A 19,106-nucleotide genomic window follows, 5' to 3' on the forward strand; every position below is an offset into this window, starting at 1 on the left:
TCACGCGCTCGCGGCGGTGTCGTCCCCGTCCTCGTCGATCGCCACGACGGACTCGTTCACCGACGCGAGCAGCTCGGGGGCGCTGAGCGAGGTGAGGCGCAGATCGGCCGCGGGCGGGGAGTCGAGGGCGCCGTCGACCACCCCGAGGTCGGCGAACCGGCGTGCGCTGACCAGGACCCGGGTCTCGAGCGAGCCGACCGTGCGGTTGTACGCATCGGCGGTGCTCTGCAGGCCGCGGCCCAGCTTCGCGAGGTGCCCGCCCATGACGGTGAGCCGGCCGTGCAGCTCCTTGCCGAGGGTCAGGACCTGCTGGGCGTTCGTGGCGAGCGCGTCCTGGCGCCAGGCGTAGGCCACCGTCCGCAGGAGAGCGACCATCGTCATCGGCGTGGCGATCACGACGTTCTTCTGCACGGCGTACTCGAGGATCGACGGGTCCTGCTCGACCGCGGCCGACAGGAACGACTCGGCTGGGACGAACATCACCACGAACTCGGGCGCCGGTGAGAACTGGTCCCAGTACCGCTTCGCGCCCAGGTCGTCGACGTGCTTGCGGAAGTGGCGCGCGTGCGCGGCCATGCGCTGGGCGCGCACCGTCGGGTCGTCGCTCTGCTGGGCGTCGAGGTACCCGAGGAACGCGACCTTGGAGTCGACGACGACGTTCTTGCCGCCGGCGAGCCGGATCACCATGTCGGGACGCAGCGCGCCGTCGTCGGTCGAGACCTGCGCCTGCTCGACGAAGTCGACGTGCGAGAGCATGCCGGCCGACTCCACGACCCGGCGCAGCTGGAGCTCTCCCCACGCGCCGCGGACCTGCGACGACCGCAGCGCCGTCACGAGCTGGTTCGTCTCGCTGCGCAGCGCCTCCGAGGACTCGCGCATCGCCCGCACCTGCTCCTGCAGGGCGCCTGCGCCGGCGGCGCGCGCCTGCTCCGCGCCCGTCACCTGCTCGCGCACCCGCTCGAGCGACTGGGCCAGGGGCGCGACGAGCGTGCGCACCGACTCCTCGCGCCGGGCGAGCTGCGCCTCGCCCTCGACCTGGGAGGCGCGCAGGCGCTGCTCCGCGAGCCCGAGGAACTGCTCGTTGTTGGCGGCCAGCGCCTGGCCGGCGAGGCTGTGGAACCGCTCCGCGAGCCGCGCCTGGTCCTCGTTCATGCCGCGGATGCGCTGCTCGGCCGCTCGTTGCTCGGCGCCGACGGCGGCCTCCGCCCGGGTCACGCGCGCCTCGAGCCCGCGCGCCCTCACGGACTGGCGCGCGGAGGCGGCCAGCCACCCCACCCCAGCGCCCACCGCCAGGCCCACCAGGAGGACGACGACGATCAGCACCTGTGCTCCGGTATCCATGGCTCGCACCCTGGCAGGTGCCACCGACACGGTCGGACCGAGAGCCGGACGGAGCCCGACGGGAGACCGACGAGGGCTCACGGGGGGAGTCCGCCGGAGGATCCACAGAGCGCTCGCGACCCTCGTGCGCCGACCCGGGATGGCCTAACGTGTCCGTCATGTCCGTCCCGCCGGCAGAACCGCCGACCGAGCACGGGTCCGAGGCCGCCCCCGACCCCGCGACCCCGCACGACCCCGCGGCCCCGCCCGGCCTTGCGACGCCGGGCGTCGCGGACGCGCGGACCCCGCCGGCGCTCGCGGTGCGCGGGCTGTGGAAGAGCTTCGGCAGCACGGTCGCGGTGCGCGGCATCTCCCTGGACGTCCCCCGCGGGTCGTTCTACGGCGTCGTCGGGCCCAACGGAGCGGGCAAGACCACGACGCTGTCGATGGCCACCGGGCTCCTGCGACCTGACGCGGGCAGCGTCCACGTGGGCGGGCGGGACCTGTGGGCCGACCCGGACGCCGTCAAGCGCACGGTCGGCGTCCTGCCCGACGGCGTGCGGCTGTTCGACCGGCTGACCGGAGCCCAGCTGATCACCTACACCGGCCTGCTGCGCGGGATGGACCGCGACACGGTGGCGGACCGCACGCAGGACCTCCTCGCGGCGCTCGACCTGGTGGGCGACGCCGGGCGGCTCGTCGTGGACTACTCCGCGGGGATGACCAAGAAGGTCGCCCTGGCGTGCGCGCTGATCCATGCCCCCGCCCTGCTGGTCCTCGACGAGCCGTTCGAGGCGGTCGACCCGGTCTCGGCGGCGAACATCCGCGAGATCCTCGCGGCGTTCGTCCGCACGGGCGGCACCGTGATCGTGTCCTCGCACGTCATGGACCTGGTCCAGCGCATGTGCGACCACGTCGCCGTGGTCTCCGACGGGATGGTGCTCGCCGCGGGCACGGTCGACGAGGTCCGGGCGGGCCGGAGCCTCGAGGACCGGTTCGTCGACCTGGTGGGCGGGCGTCGCGGCACGGAGGGGCTCTCGTGGTTGCGGACGTCCTGAGGCTGCGGCTGACGCTCCTCGTCAACGGGTTCCGGCGCAGCGCCTGGCAGACCGTCGGGTTCCTCGTCGCGGCGGTCTACGTGCTGGTGCTCGTGGGCCTCGCCGTGGCGGGGACGGCCGCGCTCGGCGTCGGCGAGCCGGCGACGGCTCGCGACGCGGTCGTCGTCGGTGGTGCGCTCCTCGTCGTCGGCTGGTGGCTCCTCCCGCTGCTCTTCTTCGGCCAGGACCAGACGCTCGACCCGCAGCACTTCGTGCTCTTCGGCATCCCGGCGCGACGGCTGGCGACGGCGCTCGTCGTCGCCGCGTTCGTGGGCGTCGGGGGCACCGCCCTGGTGCTGCTCTCCGCGGGCTCGTCGCTCGCCTGGGTGCGCAGCCCCGCGCTCGTCCCCGTCGCGCTCGTCGGCGGCGCGCTCGGGGCGCTCGTGTGCGTCGTCGGGTCCCGCGCGCTGACCGCGGGGCTCGCCCCGGTGCTCGAGGGACGCCGCGTGCGCGAGCTGACGAGCGTCGCCGCGCTGGTCGTCGCCGTGGTCGCATGGTTCGCGTTCGTGCGCCTCACCAGCGGAGACGTCGGCCTGAGCCCGCAGGGGCTGCGCGACGGTGCCGCCTCGGTCGCGCACGTCGCGGCATGGACGCCGCTCGGGGCGCCGTGGGCGCTCGCCGGCGACGTCGCGGACCGTGCGTGGGCGGCGCTCCTCGTGCGGCTGACGATCACCGGTGCGACGCTCGCGCTCTGCGGGTGGTGGTGGTCCCGGGCGCTGGCGGCCGCGATGGTCACGCCGGCCCGATCGGTCGAGGGATCGCGCCAGGAGGGCCTCGGCTGGTTCGGCCGTCTGCCGGCGAGCCCCACGGGTGCGGTGGCCGCCCGCACGGCCACGTACTGGCTGCGCGACCCCCGGTACGCCGGGTCCCTGGCGATCGTGCCGCTCATGCCGGTCGTCCTCGTGGTGGTCTCGGGCGGGGACCTGCACGCGCCGGTGCTGCTGCTCGCCGCGCCGCTGGTCGCTGTGCTCTTCGGCTACAGCGTCTCGAACGACCTCGCGTACGACCACACCGCCTTCGCGCTGCACGTTGCCGTCGGGGTCTCCGGCCGCGCCGACCGGTGGGGGCGCTGCCTTCCGGCGCTGGTCCTCAGCCTCCCCGTCGTCCTGGTCTTCGCGGTGGCGTCCGTCGCGCTGACCGGGCGCTGGGACCTGCTGCCCGCGGTCCTCGGCCTGGCGCTCGGCTCGCTCGGCGTGGCCCTCGGCGTCTCGGGCGTCGTCTCGGCCCTCTACCTGTACCCGGTGCCGAAGCCGGGGGAGAGCCCGTTCAAGCAGCCGCAGGGCTCGGTGACCGCCTCCCTGGTCGGGCAGAGCATCGCGATGCTCGCGGTGTTCGTGCTCGGGCTGCCGACGCTCGTCCTGGCCGTGCTGACGCTGGCACTCGGCAACGACGTGCTCGGCTGGGCGACCCTCGCCGTCGGGCTGGCAGTCGGCGGCGTGGCGCTGGTCCTCGGCATGCGGCGCGGCGGCGCGATCTACGACCGGCGCGCCCCGGAGCTGCTCCAGCAGGTGCTCTCCTACCGCTGAGCGTCGCGTCGCCGGGCCGCCCCGTCGCACGCCCGCGCGCCCCGACCGTAGACTCTGGACACGTGGCTCTCACTATCGGCATCGTCGGCCTGCCCAACGTCGGCAAGTCCACCCTCTTCAACGCGCTGACCCGCAACCAGGTTCTCGCGGCGAACTACCCGTTCGCGACGATCGAGCCGAACATCGGCGTCGTCCCGCTGCCTGACCCGCGGTTGACCACGCTCGCCGAGATCTTCGGCAGCCAGAAGGTGCTGCCCGCGACGGTCTCGTTCGTCGACATCGCCGGGATCGTCAAGGGTGCGAGCGAGGGCGAGGGTCTCGGCAACAAGTTCCTCGCCAACATCCGTGAGGCCGAGGCGATCTGCCAGGTGACGCGCGCGTTCGACGACGCCGACGTCGTGCGCGTGGAGGGCTCCGTGGACTCCGCGGGCGACATCGAGACGATCAGCACCGAGCTGATCCTGGCCGACCTCCAGACTCTCGAGAAGACGCTGCCGCGCCTCGAGAAGGAGGTCAAGATCAAGCGGGGCGACCCGGCCCTGGTCGCCGCCGCGCAGAAGGCCCAGGCGATCCTCGAGTCCGGCACCACGCTGTACCAGGGTGCCGCGGGCGCGGGCCTGGACCTCGCGGACGTCGCGTCCTTCCAGCTCCTGACGGCCAAGCCGTTCATCTACGTGTTCAACACGGACGACGCCGGGCTCGCCGACACCGAGCGCCAGCAGCGGCTGCGCGAGCTGGTCGCCCCTGCCCACGCCGTGTTCCTCGACGCGAAGTTCGAGTCGGAGCTCGTGGAGCTCGAGCCCGAGGAGGCTGCAGAGATGCTCGCCGAGACGGGGCAGGACGAACCTGGCCTCGACCAGCTCGCGCGCGTCGGCTTCGAGACGCTCGGGCTGCAGACCTACCTCACGGCCGGCCCCAAGGAGTCCCGCGCGTGGACCATCCACCAGGGCTGGACGGCACCGCAGGCGGCCGGCGTCATCCACACCGACTTCGAGCGCGGGTTCATCAAGGCGGAGGTCGTCTCGTTCGAGGACCTCGTCGCCGCCGGGTCCGTCGCGGCGGCGCGGGCGGCGGGCAAGGCGCGGATCGAGGGCAAGGACTACGTGATGGCCGACGGCGACGTGGTGGAGTTCAGGTTTAACGTCTAGCGTTATTGACGCAGTGCGTTATACGCTGCTCGCGTGATCAGATCGTTCGGCGACAGGGACACCGAGCGGCTGTGGCGTCGTGAACGCGTGCCCTCGATCGATCCTCGGATCCATCGAGTCGCGCTGCGCAAGCTTCGTCAGGTGGGATCCGCGGAGTCGCTCGATGACCTCCGTGTGCCACCGGGAAACAGGCTCGAGGCGTTGAAGGGCGATCGAGCCGGGCGGCACAGCATCAGAATCAACGACCAGTGGCGGATCTGCTTCGTGTGGACCGATGCGGGTCCGGAGGAGGTGGAGATCGTTGACTACCACTGACAAGATCGCGCCGATCCATCCCGGTGAGGTGCTCATGGAGGACTTCATCGAGGGCCTCGGCATTACGCAGAACAAGCTTGCCGTGTCGATCGGTGTGCCGCCGCGTCGGATCAACGAGATCGTGCACGGCAATCGCGCGGTCACGGCCGACACGGCCCTGCGGCTCGGCAAGTACTTCGGCACGTCCGCGCAGTTCTGGCTCAACCTGCAGACGCACTACGACCTGGACCTGGCAGAGGATCGCGTGTCGGAACAGATCGACGCGATCACGCCGATCTCGGCATGATCGGCTGGCGAGAAGACCGGGTCCAGGCGGCGAACCAAGGGCGCAACCCGACGGTGCTCGCGGAACTGACCGCTTCGTACGCGGTGATAGGCGACGTGCAGTTCCTCCCTGGCTACGCGCTCGCGCTGACGAAGGTCCCCGGCGTCGACAGGCTCTCTGACCTGCCGCGATCCGAACGGCTCCGGTACCTCGCCGACGTCGACCTCGTCGCCGACGCCGTCGAGGTGGCGTGCCGGCGGCTCGATCCCGCTTTCCGACGGGTCAACGTCGAGATCCTCGGCAATACGGACGCGTTCCTGCACTGTCACATCTGGCCGCGCTACGAGTGGGAGCCGCCGACGATCGTCGGCAAGCCCGTGTGGTTGTACCCCGCCGAACGGTGGCGTGACCCTGCGACGGCCTTGGGGCCCGGTCACGACGAGCTTCGCGCTGTGCTGACCGCAGAGGTGGACTCACGACGGGATGCGGTGGAGTTCCGGTTCAACGTCTAGCGACCTCGGGCGGAGCACCTCGGGGGAGCGGGAGCCCGCGGAGTCCTGGACGACGTGCACGTCGCGCTCGGGCAGCGCCCTACCCACTCGTGCGCACGGCGGTGCGCGCTTTCTTCGTGCCGGCGTGCAGCGCACCCACCGCGTCCGACCCCTCGTACGCGGAGGCGACGCGCTCCGCCCGCGCCTCCTCACGGGCGTGCAGACGCCCGCAGACGAACGTCGGCTCACCACCGCCCGCGTCGGCGGCCCGCGCGAGGCCGAGCAGCTCGCTGCGGCTGACCATGGTGTCCTGCAGTTCGCCGAGCCGGGAGGTGACCCGGCGGGCGTCCCGGACGAGCCGGCGGGCGGCCTTCCCGCCCACGGGCTCGACCGCTTCGGCGGCGTACCGCAACCGCTTCGCGGCCTTGCGGGCCGAATGCAGCGCCACGGCGGCGTCGTCGGCCGCAGCGGCCGCCTCGGCGCGCCGGCGGAAACGCTTCATCTCCTTGCGCAGTCGCGCCGGAGCGACCTCGCGCGCCGACGGCGCGGCCAGGTCCGTCCACGGAGGCTCGGCGGTCAGCCGCTCCAGCCTCTCGCGCAGCCGGAGGTGGCGGGGCGACCCCAGTGCCGCCCGCAGCTCAGGCTCGCCGCGCCCGTCGTAGGTCGGGCGCCCGGCCGAGCGCGCCGGCGAGCCAGTGCAGCTCGCCGCGCAGCGGGTCGGTGACGTCACGCTCGAGGACGGGACGGACGGTGGCCAGCAGCGCACGGAGGCGCCGGCATGCGAGCCGCATGTCGTGGACGGCCCCGTCGTCGCCCTGCCGGGCACCGACGTCGCTCAGCGCCAGGATCCGCAGCTGCTCCACGAGGCGCGCGCGGACCAGCCGGGCGACAGGCTTCGTGCGCCGCGGACGCGGAGGCGGCGCCGGTGCCGCGGCGCGGTCGCCGAGCACCCGGTCGATCTTCCGGGCCACGCCGACGTCCGGCGTCGACGTGACGTCGTCGTCGGCGAGCTCGAGGAGCGCCTTGGGCGGTCGGGCGGTCGCGCTCCCGAGCGGTCGCCGGATCTCGAGGCGCGCCTCTCCGGACGGGACCTTGAGGTGCCATCCCTCGTCGGCGCCCCGGCGCCCCGGCGCACCGGCGCCCCGGTGCGCCGGCGCAGGCTCACCCCGGCTCTGCGTCAGCACGAGGCCCGCGGTGTCGAGGTAGACGGCGTCCAGGTCGACGGACGGCTCGCCCCGGACCTGCTGGACGGCGTCCAGGGCGCCGAGGTCGGGCACCTCGGCATCGGCGTCGGGCGCCTAGGTGGTCTCGGCCTCGCGGTGCGTGCTCATGCGGTCTCCCCCCCCGGGGCGCGGATCTCGCCCGCCCTGCTACGGACGTCTGGTCGACCCGGCGCTCAGGAGCGTCGCCGGGGGCCGGTGCTCTCGCCCGGTTGTGCCCCTCGTCACCCTCGGCCAGTCTGGTCGCAGGTGAGCCCGCTGCCGACGGGCTCCCGACGACGGGAGGACGACCGTGAGCGAGCCCTCGAGGACGCCGGGCGCCGAGGACGCGCCGGAGCCGGCCGTCGCCCCGGACGACAGCGCGTCGGCCGGGCCGGCCAGGCGCCCCGGGCTGCACTCGGTCGCGCGGCGGGTGTTCATCCCCTCGGCCGCCCTGATCCTCGTCTTCGTCGCGTTCACGCTGATCTTCACGGACACGATGACGTCGGTGATGGCCACCCTGCAGCGCGACGTGGTCGGAGGGTTCGGCTGGTACTACATCCTGCTCGTCGCGGTGTTCGTCGCGGTGGCGATCTGGATCGGGGTCAGCCGGTTCGGCGACATCGTGCTCGGCCAGGACGACGACGAGCCGGAGTTCTCGATGCCCGTCTGGTTCGCGATGCTGTTCGCGACCGGGATGGGGATCGGGCTCGTGTACTGGGGCGTGGCGGAGCCGCTCTCGCACTACGTCGACCCGAAGCCGGGCGTCGAGGGCTCGCCGTCGAGGCTCGCCCAGCAGGCGCTGTCGCAGAGCTACGTGCACTGGGGGATCCACGCGTGGGCGATCTACGTGATCGTCGGCCTGGCTCTCGCGTACTCGATCCACCGCAAGGGCCGGCCCGTGTCCATCCGCTGGGCGCTGGAACCGGTCCTCGGTGACCGGGTCAAGGGGTGGTGGGGGGACGCGATCGACGTCGTGGCGATCATCGGCACGGTGTTCGGCGTCGCGACGTCCTTGGGCTTCGGCGTGCTCCAGATCAGCGCGGGCCTCGAGTACGAGGACGTGGTGGACTCCAGCACCACCCTGCAGATCGTGCTCATCGCCTTCATCACGGGAATCGCGACCCTGTCGGTCGTCTCGGGGCTCGGCAAGGGCATCAAGTGGCTGTCCAACGGGAACATGATCGCCGCCGCGTTCCTCCTGGTCGTCGTCCTGGTGCTGGGCCCGTCGCTGTTCCTGCTGGAGAACTTCGTCCAGTCGATCGGCTACTACCTGGCGAACGTGCTGCAGATGACCTTCGACAACACGGTGTTCCAGGGCGAGGCCGGGCGCGACTGGCAGGCGTCGTGGACGACGTTCTACTGGGGCTGGTGGATCTCGTGGGCGCCGTTCGTCGGCGTGTTCATCGCCCGGATCTCCAAGGGCCGCACGGTGCGCGAGTTCGTGGCGGGCACGCTGCTGGTCCCGACGGTCGTGACGTTCCTCTGGTTCTCCGTGATGGGCGGCAGCGCGCTGTACCGCAACATGTTCACGGACGACCCGGTCTCGGGGGCCTCGATCGCCGCGGGCAACGGCGTGGACCAGGACACCGCGCTGTTCGACGTCCTCAGCGCGCTGCCCGGCGGCTCGATCTGGGTGGGTCTCGCGATCATCCTGGTGGCGCTCTTCTTCGTCACGTCCTCGGACTCGGGCTCGCTCGTCGTCGACATGCTCGCCTCGGGAGGCGACCCGAACCCGCCGGTCTGGAGCAGGATCTTCTGGGCGGTCACGGAGGGGCTCGTCGCGGCGGCGCTGCTGCTGGCGGGGGGCCTGGACGCGCTGCAGACGGCGGCGATCCTCATCGCCCTGCCGTTCTCCTTCGTGACGATCGGGATGCTCGTCTCCGTCCTCAAGGCGTTCCGCGAGGAGCACTCGGTGATGGTCCGGGCGGAGCGCCGCGCAGTGCACGAGCGCCTGACGACCAGCGTCTCGTCGAGCGTCACGGACACCATCACCACGCAGTTCGGGGAGTGGTTCGGTGTGGGCTCTGCGATCGCCGGGCCGACGTCGACGCACCGCGGACGGGGCGGACGGCGTCGCGTCCGGGGAGCCGAGGGCGCCGAGGACGTGCCGAATGGGTCATAAAGGTCGCCGTCAAGTGTCCACCGGATCACGGAACGGTAACGGTTGTTACCGGCCAGTACCGATGCGATAACGGAGCCACGGCAATCATCGCGAACGGGACCAACCGTGCGCGCACCGTCGTAGGCTCACGCCGTCCGAACGTAAGGTCACGCTGCGAGTCCGGGACATCCTGACCTGGGAGCCCCCGCGTGACCCGTGGTCCCGTCGACGGAGCGATCCACCGTCGATGTCCTAGGAGGAACAGTGAAGATCCAGCGTTTCGCAGGGCTGACGGCGGTCGTTGCCGCCGGTGCCCTCGCGCTCACGGCCTGCTCGAGCTCGTCGGACGACGACTCCAGCAGCAGCGACAGCGCGTCGTCCGGTACCAGCACCGGCATCGTCTCGGTCAACGGCACCGAGCCGCAGAACCCGCTCATCCCGGCCAACACCAACGAGGTGGGCGGCGGTCTGCTCCTCGACCAGCTCTTCTCCGGCCTCGTGTACTACGACGCCAAGGGTGCGACGCACAACGAGGTCGCCGAGTCGATCGACTCCGACGACCAGCAGACCTGGACGATCAAGATCAAGGACGGGTGGACGTTCTCGGACGGCACCCCGGTCACGGCGTCCAGCTTCGTCGACTCGTGGAACTGGGCAGCGCTGCTCAGCAACGCCACGCTCTCGAGCTACTTCTTCGACGACATCGAGGGCTTCAGCTACGACAAGGAGTCCGCGCTCAAGGGCCAGGGCCTGAACGTGGTCGACGACCACACCTTCACGGTCAAGCTCAAGCAGCCCGAGTCGGACTACCCCCTGCGCCTGGGCTACTCGGCCTTCTACCCGCTGCCCGAGTCGTTCTTCGACGACACGGACGCGTTCGGGGAGAACCCGGTCGGCAACGGCCCGTACCTCCTCGACAAGTGGACGCACGACGCGGAGGCGACGTTCAAGCCGAACCCGGACTACAAGGGTGAGCGCACGCCGAAGAACGGCGGGATCGACGTGAAGTTCTACCAGACCGAGGACTCGTCCTACAACGACCTGCTCTCCGGCCAGCTGGACATCGTCACGAACATCCCCGCGAGCGCCTTCGACACGTTCAAGGACGACCTCGGCGACCGCGCCGTGAACCAGCCGGCCGCGATCTTCCAGTCGTTCACCATCCCGCAGACCCTTGCCCACTTCAAGGGCGAGGAGGGCAAGCTGCGCCGCGCCGCGATCTCCGAGGCGATCGACCGCAAGACGATCACCGACGCGATCTTCGCGGGCACCCGCACCCCGGCGAAGGACTTCACGTCGCCGGTCATCGACGGCTGGTCCGACTCCATCCCGGGCAACGAGGTCCTCGACTTCGACGCCGCCAAGGCCAAGGACCTCTGGGCCCAGGCCGACGCCATCTCGAAGTGGCCGGCGGACGACACGTTCACGATCGCGTACAACTCCGACTCCGACCACCAGGCCTGGGTCGACGCCACGACGAACTCGATCAAGAACGTCCTCGGCATCAAGTCCGAGGGTCAGCCGTACCCGTCCTTCGCGGACCTCCGCCAGGACATCACGGACCGCAAGATGAAGGGCGCGTTCCGTTCCGGCTGGCAGGCGGACTACCCGTCGCTGTCGAACTTCCTCGGCCCGCTCTACAAGACCGGTGCCGGCTCGAACGATGGTGACTACTCGAACAAGGACTTCGACGCCCTGCTCGACCAGGCCGGTGCTGCCAGCAGCATCGACGACGCGAACAAGCTCTACCAGCAGTCCCAGGAGATGCTCTTCAAGGACCTGCCCGCGATCCCGCTCTGGTACTCGAACGTGACGGGCGGCTCCGCCGAGACCGTCGACAACGTCGAGTTCGGGTGGAACAGCGTTCCGATCCTGTACGAGGTCACGAAGAACTGACCCCGCGCTGCCGCCGCGTCGGTCCGGGCCCCCCGGGCCCGGACCGACGCGGCGGTTCGCCGTTCGCAGACGTGCGGAGATAGGGTGCCATGCACCCCGCGTACGTCTGCCGCACGGCGACGACCGGAAGAAAGGCATCCTGATGGCGTGGTACGTGGCCCGTAGGGTCCTGCAGCTCATCCCCGTGTTCCTCGGGGCGACGCTGCTCATCTATTCTTTGGTCTTCCTGCTCCCCGGCGACCCGATCCAGGCGCTCGGCGGAGAGCGTGGTCTGTCACCCGCGGTGGCCGATCAGCTCAGGGCCCACTACAACCTGGACAAGCCGTTCATCGTCCAGTACCTGCTCTACCTCAAGGGTCTGTTCTCGTTCGACCTGGGCGTCTCGTTCTCGGGCCGTGAGGTCTCGGACATCATCGCCCAGGCGTTCCCCACGACCCTCGAGCTGGCCGTGATGGCCCTGATCATCGAGGCCGTCCTCGGCATCGGTGTCGGCCTGATCGCCGGCCTGCGCAAGGGCGGGATCTTCGACGCGACGTTCCTCGTCGTCTCGCTGCTCGTCATCGCGGTCCCGATCTTCGTGATCGGCTTCGTCGCCCAGTTCGTCTTCGGCGTGAAGCTCGGCTGGTTCCCGACGACGGTCGGCTCCGACGTCTCGGTGTACACGCTGATGCTGCCGGCGCTCGTGCTCGGATCGGTCTCCTTCGCCTACGTGATGCGCCTGACGCGCACCACCGTCGCGGAGAACCTGTCGGCCGACTACGTCCGCACGGCGACCGCGAAGGGCCTCGGGCGGCGCCGCGTGATCAACGTCCACGTCCTGCGGAACTCGCTGATCCCCGTCGTGACCTTCCTCGGCGTGGACCTGGGAGCCCTGATGGGCGGCGCGATCGTCACCGAGGGCATCTTCAACGTCCCCGGGATCGGGAACGCGCTGTACCACGCGATCAAGGCGCAGGACTCGCCGTCCGTCGTCTCCATCGTCACGGTGCTGGTGATCGTCTTCCTGCTCGCCAACCTGCTCGTGGACCTGCTCTACGCCGTGCTCGACCCGAGGATCCGTTATGCCTGAGAACATCCCGACCGGCGTCTCGGCCGCCGAGCGCACGGTCCGCCCGACCCAGATGCACTTCTTCGCACAGGAGGACCAGCCGATCGCGCTGGCGTCCGTCGATGCGCCGAAGGAGGACGTGCCTCCCACCAGCCTGTGGAAGGACGCCTGGAACCAGGTCAAGGTCCGGCCCCTCTTCTGGGTCTCCGCGGCGCTGATCCTGCTCGTCGTGCTCGTCGCGGCGTTCCCGCAGCTGTTCACCTCGGTGGACCCGCGGCAGTGCGACCTCGTCGACAACTACGGCCCGCCGTCCGACGGGCACCCGTTCGGGTTCACCCGGCAGGGCTGCGACATCTACTCCCGCGTGATCTACGGCGCGCGCGCGTCGGTCGTCGTCGGCCTCGTCACGACGATCGGTGTCGTGGTCCTCGGCGCGATCATCGGCGGGATCGCGGGCTTCTACGGCCGGTGGGTCGACTCGGTCCTCTCGCGCATCGGCGACATCTTCTTCGCCATCCCGCTGCTGCTCGCGGCGATCGTGGTCATGTCGGTGCTCTCGGACGACCGCAACGTCTGGACCGTCTCGGGGGTCCTGATCATCTTCGGCTGGCCGCAGATCGCCCGGATCACGCGCGGCGCGGTGCTCACGGTGCGCAGCTCGGAGTTCGTCACGGCGTCCGAGGCGCTCGGGCTCTCCCGGCCGGGCATCCTGGCGCGGCACATCATGCCGAACTCGATCGCCCCGATCATCGTCATCGCGACCGTGTCCCTGGGGACGTTCATCGTGGCGGAGGCGACGCTGTCCTACCTGGGCATCGGCCTGCCACCGACGACGGTCTCGTGGGGCGGCGACATCTCGCTCGCCCAGTCGGCGATCCGGACGAACGCCCAGGTCCTCTTCTACCCGGCAGGAGCCCTGGGCCTGACCGTCCTGAGCTTCATGATGATGGGCGACGTCGTGCGCGACGCCCTCGACCCGAAGGCGCGTAAGCGATGAGCGGAACCGACAACAGCACCCCGGCGACCCCGGCGACCCCGGCGTCCGACGAGCGGCCCCTGCTCGAGGTCCGCGACCTCGAGGTGTCCTTCTCGACGGCGGCCGGCGAGGTCAAGGCCGTCAAGGGGATCAGCTTCTCCGTCTACCCGGGCCAGACCGTCGCGATCGTCGGCGAGTCGGGCTCCGGCAAGTCGACGTCGGCCCACGCGGTGATCAGCCTCCTGCCCGGTACGGGCAAGGTCACCGGCGGCCAGATCCTCTTCGACGGCAAGGACATCACGCACGGCTCGACGAAGGACTTCGTCGACCTGCGCGGGCGCAAGATCGGCCTGGTCCCGCAGGACCCGATGTCGAACCTCAACCCGGTGTGGCGCATCGGCTACCAGATCAAGGAGGCCCTGCGGGCCAACGGGATCTCGTCCACCCGCGCCGAGCGCAACGCCCTGACCAGCGGTCTCGTCGCGAACGAGCTGAACAGCGATGACGACCTCTACATGTCGAGCGCCGCGAAGAAGGCGCTGCTGGCCGAGCTGCGGACCGCCAGGGCGGGTGCCGACGACGTCGACGCGGTCGTCCAGCGTGCCGACGACGCCCTGCACGTCGGATCGACGACCCGTCGCCGGGCCCGCGCCGTGCTCACCGAGGCGGGCCTGCCCGACGCGGAGGCCCGCACGAACGCGCTCGTCAAGGGCGCGTCCACGGACGACCGGGTGGCGGGGCTGCTCGCCGAGGCGGGGCTCAAGGACGCCGAGCGTCGTGCCCGGCAGTACCCGCACGAGTACTCGGGCGGCATGCGCCAGCGCGCGCTCATCGCGATGGGGCTCGCGGCCCGGCCGCGCCTGCTCATCGCCGACGAGCCGACGTCGGCGCTGGACGTGACCGTCCAGCGCACGATCCTCGACCACCTCGAGGAGCTGACGTCCGAGCTGGGCACCGCGGTGCTGTTCATCACGCACGACCTCGGTCTCGCGGCCGAGCGTGCCGAGCACCTGATCGTCATGTACCAGGGCAAGGTCGTCGAGTCGGGCCCCGCCCGGCAGATCCTCGAGGCGCCCAAGCACCCGTACACCCGCCGGCTGGTCGCCTCGGCACCCTCGCTCACCTCGCGGCGCATCCAGAGCGCGCGCGCGGCAGGGATCGAGACGGACGAGGTGCTCGCGTCGCACCTGGACGAGGTCGTCAAGGACGACATCATCGTCGCGGAGAACCTCACCAAGGTGTTCCGTCTGCCGGGTCAGCGCCCCGGGTCGCACACGGACTTCACCGCCGTGGACGACGTCAGCTTCACGCTCCCTCGCGGCACGACCCTCGCGCTCGTGGGGGAGTCGGGCTCGGGGAAGTCCACCGCGGCGAACATGGTGCTCAGCCTGCTCGAGCCGACGTCCGGCAAGATCGTGTTCGACGGCGTCGACCTGAGCACGCTGGACAAGAAGGCGATGTTCCGGTTCCGCCGGCGGGTCCAGCCGATCTTCCAGAACCCCTACGGGTCGCTCGACCCGATGTTCTCGATCTTCCGGTCCATCGAAGAGCCGCTGCGCATCCACAAGGTCGGGGACAAGAGGTCCCGGGAGAAGCGGGTGCGCGAGCTGCTCGACATGGTCTCGCTCCCGCAGGCGACCATGCGCCGGTTCCCCAACGAGCTCTCGGGCGGACAGCGCCAGCGCATCGCCATCGCGCGGGCGCTCGCGCTCGAGCCGGAGGTCATCGTCTGCGACGAGGCCGTCTCCGCGCTCGACGTGCTGGTCCAGGCGCAGATCCTCACGCTGCTCAACGACCTGCAGGCCGAGCTCGGCCTCAGCTACCTGTTCATCACGCACGACCTCGCGGTGGTCCGTCAGATCGCCGACCGCGTCTGCGTGATGAAGCAGGGCAAGATCGTCGAGCAGTCCACCACCGACGAGGTGTTCGACAACCCCCAGCAGGAGTACACGCGCGAGCTGCTCGCGGCCATCCCGGGCGCGAGCCTCGAGATCGGGACGGGCGCTCCGCCCGTCGTCTGACCGCCGCCCGGCCGCCGGCCGGCCCGGCGTCCCGTACGGCCGACGACGGCGCGCACCCCGCGGGGTGCGCGCCGTCGTCGTTGTGAGACGGGGCACGTTCCGGCCTGCGCGTTGCCCCCGAACGGTACGATGGTCGTGCGCGATCTCCGCGCGTCCCCCCAGATCGAGATGAGAAGCCCTTCCATGACTGTGCCCGCAGCGCGTTCCGTGCGCTCCGACCTGCGCAACGTCGCGATCGTCGCCCACGTCGACCACGGCAAGACGACACTCGTGGACGCGATGCTCCACCAGGCTGGCTCCTTCACGAGCCACCAGCACGTGGACGAGCGCGCCATGGACTCGGGCGAGCTCGAGCGCGAGAAGGGGATCACGATCCTCGCCAAGAACACCGCGATCCGCTACGCGGGTCCCGCCGCGGCGGCCGTGGGCGAGCCCGAGGGCATCACGATCAACGTGATCGACACCCCGGGGCACGCCGACTTCGGTGGGGAGGTGGAGCGCGGGCTGTCCATGGTCGACGGCGTCGTGCTCCTCGTGGACGCGTCCGAGGGGCCGCTGCCCCAGACCCGGTTCGTGCTGCGCAAGGCGCTCGCCGCGAAGCTCCCGGTGATCCTCGTGGTCAACAAGGTCGACCGCCCCGACGGGCGCATCGACGAGGTCGTCGCCGAGTCGACCGACCTGCTGCTCGGCCTCGCGAGCGACCTCGCCGACGAGGTCCCGGACCTCGACCTCGACGCGATCCTCGACGTCCCCGTGGTGTACGCCTCCGCGAAGGCCGGACGCGCGTCGATCGAGCAGCCGGACAACGGCACGCTCCCCGCGTCGGAGGACCTCGAGCCGCTGTTCCGCACCATCCTCGAGAAGATCCCCGCGCCGTCGTACGACGAGGGCTCGCCGCTGCAGGCGCACGTGACGAACCTCGACGCGTCGCCGTTCCTCGGCCGCCTCGCGCTGCTGCGCATCTTCAACGGCACCATCACCAAGGGCCAGACGGTCGCCTGGGCGCGCCACGACGGGACGCTGCAGAACGTCCGGATCACCGAGCTCCTCGAGACCAAGGCGCTCGAGCGCGTCTCGACGGACTCCGCCGGCCCGGGCGACATCGTCGCCGTCGCCGGGATCGAGGACATCACGATCGGTGAGACCCTCACCGACCCGGACGACCCGCGCCCGCTGCCGCTCATCACGGTCGACGACCCCGCGATCTCGATGACCATCGGGATCAACACCTCGCCGCTCGCCGGCAAGGGCGGCAAGGGCCACAAGGTCACCGCCCGCCAGGTCAAGGACCGCCTCGACAAGGAGCTCGTCGGCAACGTCTCGCTCCGCGTCCTGCCCACCGACCGCCCGGACGCCTGGGAGGTCCAGGGGCGCGGCGAGCTCGCGCTGGCGATCCTCGTCGAGCAGATGCGCCGCGAGGGCTTCGAGCTCACCGTCGGCAAGCCGCAGGTCGTCACCCGCCAGGTCGACGGCAAGGTGCACGAGCCGATGGAGCGGATGACCATCGACGTGCCCGAGGAGTACCTCGGCGCCGTCACGCAGCTCCTCGCGCAGCGCAAGGGCCGCATGGAGTCGATGAGCAACCACGGCACCGGCTGGGTGCGCATGGAGTTCATGGTCCCGGCGCGCGGCCTGATCGGCTTCCGCACGCGGTTCCTCACCGACACGCGCGGCACCGGCATCGCGTCCTCGATCGCCGAGGGCTACGAGCCGTGGGCCGGCCCGATCGAGACCCGCGTCCAGGGCTCGCTCGTCGCCGACCGCTCGGGCGTCGTGACGCCGTTCGCGATGATCAACCTCCAGGAGCGCGGGTCGTTCTTCGTGGACCCGACGCAGGAGGTCTACGAGGGCATGATCGTCGGCGAGAACTCGCGCGCCGAGGACATGGACGTGAACATCACCAAGGAGAAGAAGCTCACGAACATGCGTGCCGCCTCGAGCGACACGTTCGAGAACCTCACGCCGCCGAAGCACCTCACGCTCGAGGAGTCGCTCGAGTTCGCCCGCGAGGACGAGTGCGTCGAGGTCACCCCGGAGTTCGTCCGCATCCGCAAGGTGCTGCTCGACGCGACGGACCGCGCCCGCGCGGTCGCTCGTCTCAAGCGCGCCTGACGCCGGTGCCGGCGCGGTGCAGGTCCGTCCCGTCGAGCCCGCCGGAGGGCTCCTCGCCGTCCACGCGCACCCGGACGACGAGACGCTGACCAGCGGCGCGCTGCTGGCGACGTGGTCCCGCGCCGGCCTGCCCGTCACGCTCGTCACCTGCACCAGGGGCGAGCGTGGCGAGGTGATCGGCGAGGGGCTCGCGCACCTCGAGGGCGACGGGCCCGCGCTCGCCGCGCACCGGGAGACCGAGCTCGCGGCGGCGCTCGACGCGCTCGGGGTGCGCGACCAGGTGTTCCTCGACGCCGTGGGCGCCGGCGCCGCCGGCGGCCCCGGCGCGAGCGCCGCCGGCCGCCGCTTCGAGGACTCCGGCATGGCCTGGCTCGCCCCGGGCATCGCCGCCGCCGGTGCCGCGCTGCCCGAGCGGGCGTTCGTCGGCGTGCCGCTCGACGACGCCGCCCGCCGCCTCGCCGAGGTGCTGCTCGACCGGCGCCCGCGCGTCGTGGCCACGTACGAGCCGGGCGGCGGGTACGGGCACCCGGACCACGTGCGGGCCCACGAGGTGACGGTGGCGGCCGTGGACCTCGCGCACGCCGCGGCGGGCGAGAGCTTCGTCGAAGAGCTGTGGTGCGCCGTCGTCCCCGAGTCCCTGGCCCGCGCCGGGCGCCGGGCGCTGTGCGCGGCCGGAGTCCCGGCGGGGCTCACGCTGCCCGACCCGGACGGGCCGCTGCCGCCCGTCGCCGTGCCGGACGACGCCCCGGGCGAGCTGGTGGCCGTGCCCGTCGGGCCCGTGCTCGGGCGCGTCCTCGCGGCGCTGCGCGCGCACGCGACGCAGGTCCGGGCCGTCGAAAAGCTGGGGGACGGGCCCGCCCCTGCCGCCGACGCGCGGGCCGAGGACGTCGCGGCCGCCGACCGTCGCACCGTCCTCGCGCGGTACGCGCTGAGCAACGACGTCCTCGCACCGGTGCCGGCGTACGAGCACCATGCCGTCGTCCGCCCAGCCGTGGGCGGGGCGGCGTCGGCCGACGTCGCCGTGCCCGGCTCGCGGTAGCCCCCGGCAGATCCCCGGTAGCGTGGCCCGCGTGACGACCTCGATCCCCGCGCCCCCGACTCAGACGCCGCGCCGCACCTCGGTCGCCCGCACCGTCCTGCGGGTCGTGCTGTGCCTCCTGCTCGGGGTGCTCGTCGGCGTGATCGGTACCGTCACCCACCGCACCCAGGTGCTCGGCCACCTGCCGCTCGGGCTCGTGCTCGCCGGGGCGCTCACCCTCGCGGCCGCCGTGGTCGCCCGCGCGTGGGCGCGCGGGGCCGGCGTGCTGGCCCTCGGGGTCGGCTGGCTCCTCGCGGTCCAGCTCATGGCGCTCGAGGGCCCGGGCGGCGACGTCCTCATCGTCGCCGACCCCACGGGGTACGTCTGGTCCTACGGCGGGGTCGTGCTCGTCCTCGTCGCGGCCCTCCTGCCGCGGCGGTGGTTCTCCGACGCGGCAGCAGGACCGCGACCAGGACAGCCGCAGCCGGCGGACGATCAGCCCCCGCCGACCGCATAGAATCGGCGCGCGCACGCCGGTGCGCCGTCCTTCGCCGACCCCCCGGAGACTCG

General features: G+C 71.5%; 17 protein-coding genes. 14 read left to right on the plus strand and 3 right to left on the minus strand.

Annotated features, from left to right (window positions below):
* On the minus strand, positions 1-1,341 hold the full coding sequence (gene rmuC / locus EDF32_RS04440; RefSeq protein WP_123307328.1) for a DNA recombination protein RmuC: 1,341 nt from the start codon (positions 1,339-1,341) through the stop codon (positions 1-3).
* 158 nt (positions 1,342-1,499) lie between these two features.
* Between rmuC and EDF32_RS04445 the strand changes: the two genes are divergently transcribed.
* The 6 genes from EDF32_RS04445 to EDF32_RS04470 all read left to right on the plus strand — a co-directional run bounded on the left by EDF32_RS04445 (position 1,500) and on the right by EDF32_RS04470 (position 6,183).
* Positions 1,500-2,378: an ABC transporter ATP-binding protein gene (locus EDF32_RS04445; RefSeq protein ID WP_123307329.1), complete on the plus strand. Its 879-nt coding sequence runs from the start codon at positions 1,500-1,502 to the stop codon at positions 2,376-2,378.
* Positions 2,360-3,943, plus strand: coding sequence for a hypothetical protein (locus EDF32_RS04450; RefSeq protein ID WP_123307330.1), 1,584 nt, complete (start codon positions 2,360-2,362; stop codon positions 3,941-3,943). Before EDF32_RS04445 ends, EDF32_RS04450 begins: the two co-directional genes overlap by 19 nt.
* A gap of 62 nt (positions 3,944-4,005) precedes the next feature.
* Positions 4,006-5,091 carry a redox-regulated ATPase YchF gene (gene ychF, locus EDF32_RS04455; protein WP_123307331.1) on the plus strand — a complete coding sequence of 362 codons (1,086 nt, stop codon included), beginning with the start codon at positions 4,006-4,008 and terminating at the stop codon, positions 5,089-5,091.
* Positions 5,092-5,124: 33 nt separating this feature from the next.
* Positions 5,125-5,406 carry a type II toxin-antitoxin system RelE/ParE family toxin gene (locus EDF32_RS04460; RefSeq protein ID WP_123307332.1) on the plus strand — a complete coding sequence of 94 codons (282 nt, stop codon included), beginning with the start codon at positions 5,125-5,127 and terminating at the stop codon, positions 5,404-5,406.
* Positions 5,393-5,692, plus strand: coding sequence for a HigA family addiction module antitoxin (locus EDF32_RS04465; RefSeq protein WP_123307333.1), 300 nt, complete (start codon positions 5,393-5,395; stop codon positions 5,690-5,692). Before EDF32_RS04460 ends, EDF32_RS04465 begins: the two co-directional genes overlap by 14 nt.
* The gene (locus tag EDF32_RS04470; protein WP_123307334.1) at positions 5,689-6,183 is read left to right on the plus strand and encodes an HIT family protein; all 495 of its coding nucleotides are present in this window, start codon (positions 5,689-5,691) and stop codon (positions 6,181-6,183) included. Before EDF32_RS04465 ends, EDF32_RS04470 begins: the two co-directional genes overlap by 4 nt.
* Before the next feature lie 79 nt (positions 6,184-6,262).
* On the opposite strand, the gene EDF32_RS04475 is transcribed toward EDF32_RS04470, so the two are convergent.
* Entirely contained in the window at positions 6,263-6,892 is a 630-nt protein-coding gene (locus EDF32_RS04475) for a CHAD domain-containing protein (protein WP_158614054.1), read from the minus strand.
* On the minus strand, positions 6,801-7,439 hold the full coding sequence (locus EDF32_RS14975) for a CHAD domain-containing protein (RefSeq protein WP_123307336.1): 639 nt from the start codon (positions 7,437-7,439) through the stop codon (positions 6,801-6,803). The genes EDF32_RS04475 and EDF32_RS14975 overlap by 92 nt, the downstream gene beginning before the upstream one ends.
* A 235-nt stretch (positions 7,440-7,674) precedes the next feature.
* Between EDF32_RS14975 and EDF32_RS04485 the strand changes: the two genes are divergently transcribed.
* The 8 genes from EDF32_RS04485 (at position 7,675) to EDF32_RS04520 (ending at position 19,053) form a co-directional block, all read left to right on the plus strand.
* Entirely contained in the window at positions 7,675-9,486 is a 1,812-nt protein-coding gene (locus EDF32_RS04485; protein ID WP_233565704.1) for a BCCT family transporter, read from the plus strand.
* 243 nt (positions 9,487-9,729) lie between these two features.
* Entirely contained in the window at positions 9,730-11,361 is a 1,632-nt protein-coding gene (locus EDF32_RS04490) for an ABC transporter substrate-binding protein (protein WP_123307337.1), read from the plus strand.
* Between the two features lie 142 nt (positions 11,362-11,503).
* Positions 11,504-12,430: an ABC transporter permease gene (locus EDF32_RS04495; RefSeq protein WP_123307338.1), complete on the plus strand. Its 927-nt coding sequence runs from the start codon at positions 11,504-11,506 to the stop codon at positions 12,428-12,430.
* A complete protein-coding gene (locus tag EDF32_RS04500) occupies positions 12,423-13,406 on the plus strand; it encodes an ABC transporter permease (protein WP_123307339.1) in 984 nt (327 codons plus the stop codon). The genes EDF32_RS04495 and EDF32_RS04500 overlap by 8 nt, the downstream gene beginning before the upstream one ends.
* Positions 13,403-15,406: an ABC transporter ATP-binding protein gene (locus EDF32_RS04505; RefSeq protein WP_123307340.1), complete on the plus strand. Its 2,004-nt coding sequence runs from the start codon at positions 13,403-13,405 to the stop codon at positions 15,404-15,406. Before EDF32_RS04500 ends, EDF32_RS04505 begins: the two co-directional genes overlap by 4 nt.
* Positions 15,407-15,589: 183 nt before the next feature.
* Complete coding sequence (gene typA, locus EDF32_RS04510; protein ID WP_123307341.1) at positions 15,590-17,518, plus strand: translational GTPase TypA; 1,929 nt, start codon at positions 15,590-15,592, stop codon at positions 17,516-17,518.
* 16 nt (positions 17,519-17,534) lie between these two features.
* Entirely contained in the window at positions 17,535-18,557 is a 1,023-nt protein-coding gene (locus EDF32_RS04515; RefSeq protein ID WP_123307342.1) for a PIG-L family deacetylase, read from the plus strand.
* 31 nt (positions 18,558-18,588) lie between these two features.
* Positions 18,589-19,053, plus strand: a complete 465-nt coding sequence (locus tag EDF32_RS04520) for a DUF6113 family protein (protein ID WP_199734819.1) — start codon at positions 18,589-18,591, stop codon at positions 19,051-19,053.
* Positions 19,054-19,106: the final 53 nt, after the last annotated feature.

This window comes from Cellulomonas sp. PhB143 (assembly GCF_003752595.1).
Classification (GTDB): domain Bacteria; phylum Actinomycetota; class Actinomycetes; order Actinomycetales; family Cellulomonadaceae; genus Paraoerskovia.

Coding starts and splice junctions, on each gene's coding strand:
- rmuC (WP_123307328.1), bottom strand. CDS start 1,341: ATGGATACCGGAGCACAGGTGCTGATCGTCGTCGTCCTCCTGGTGGGC.
- EDF32_RS04445 (WP_123307329.1), top strand. CDS start 1,500: ATGTCCGTCCCGCCGGCAGAACCGCCGACCGAGCACGGGTCCGAGGCC.
- EDF32_RS04470 (WP_123307334.1), top strand. CDS start 5,689: ATGATCGGCTGGCGAGAAGACCGGGTCCAGGCGGCGAACCAAGGGCGC.
- EDF32_RS04495 (WP_123307338.1), top strand. CDS start 11,504: ATGGCGTGGTACGTGGCCCGTAGGGTCCTGCAGCTCATCCCCGTGTTC.
- EDF32_RS04500 (WP_123307339.1), top strand. CDS start 12,423: ATGCCTGAGAACATCCCGACCGGCGTCTCGGCCGCCGAGCGCACGGTC.
- EDF32_RS04505 (WP_123307340.1), top strand. CDS start 13,403: ATGAGCGGAACCGACAACAGCACCCCGGCGACCCCGGCGACCCCGGCG.
- typA (WP_123307341.1), top strand. CDS start 15,590: ATGACTGTGCCCGCAGCGCGTTCCGTGCGCTCCGACCTGCGCAACGTC.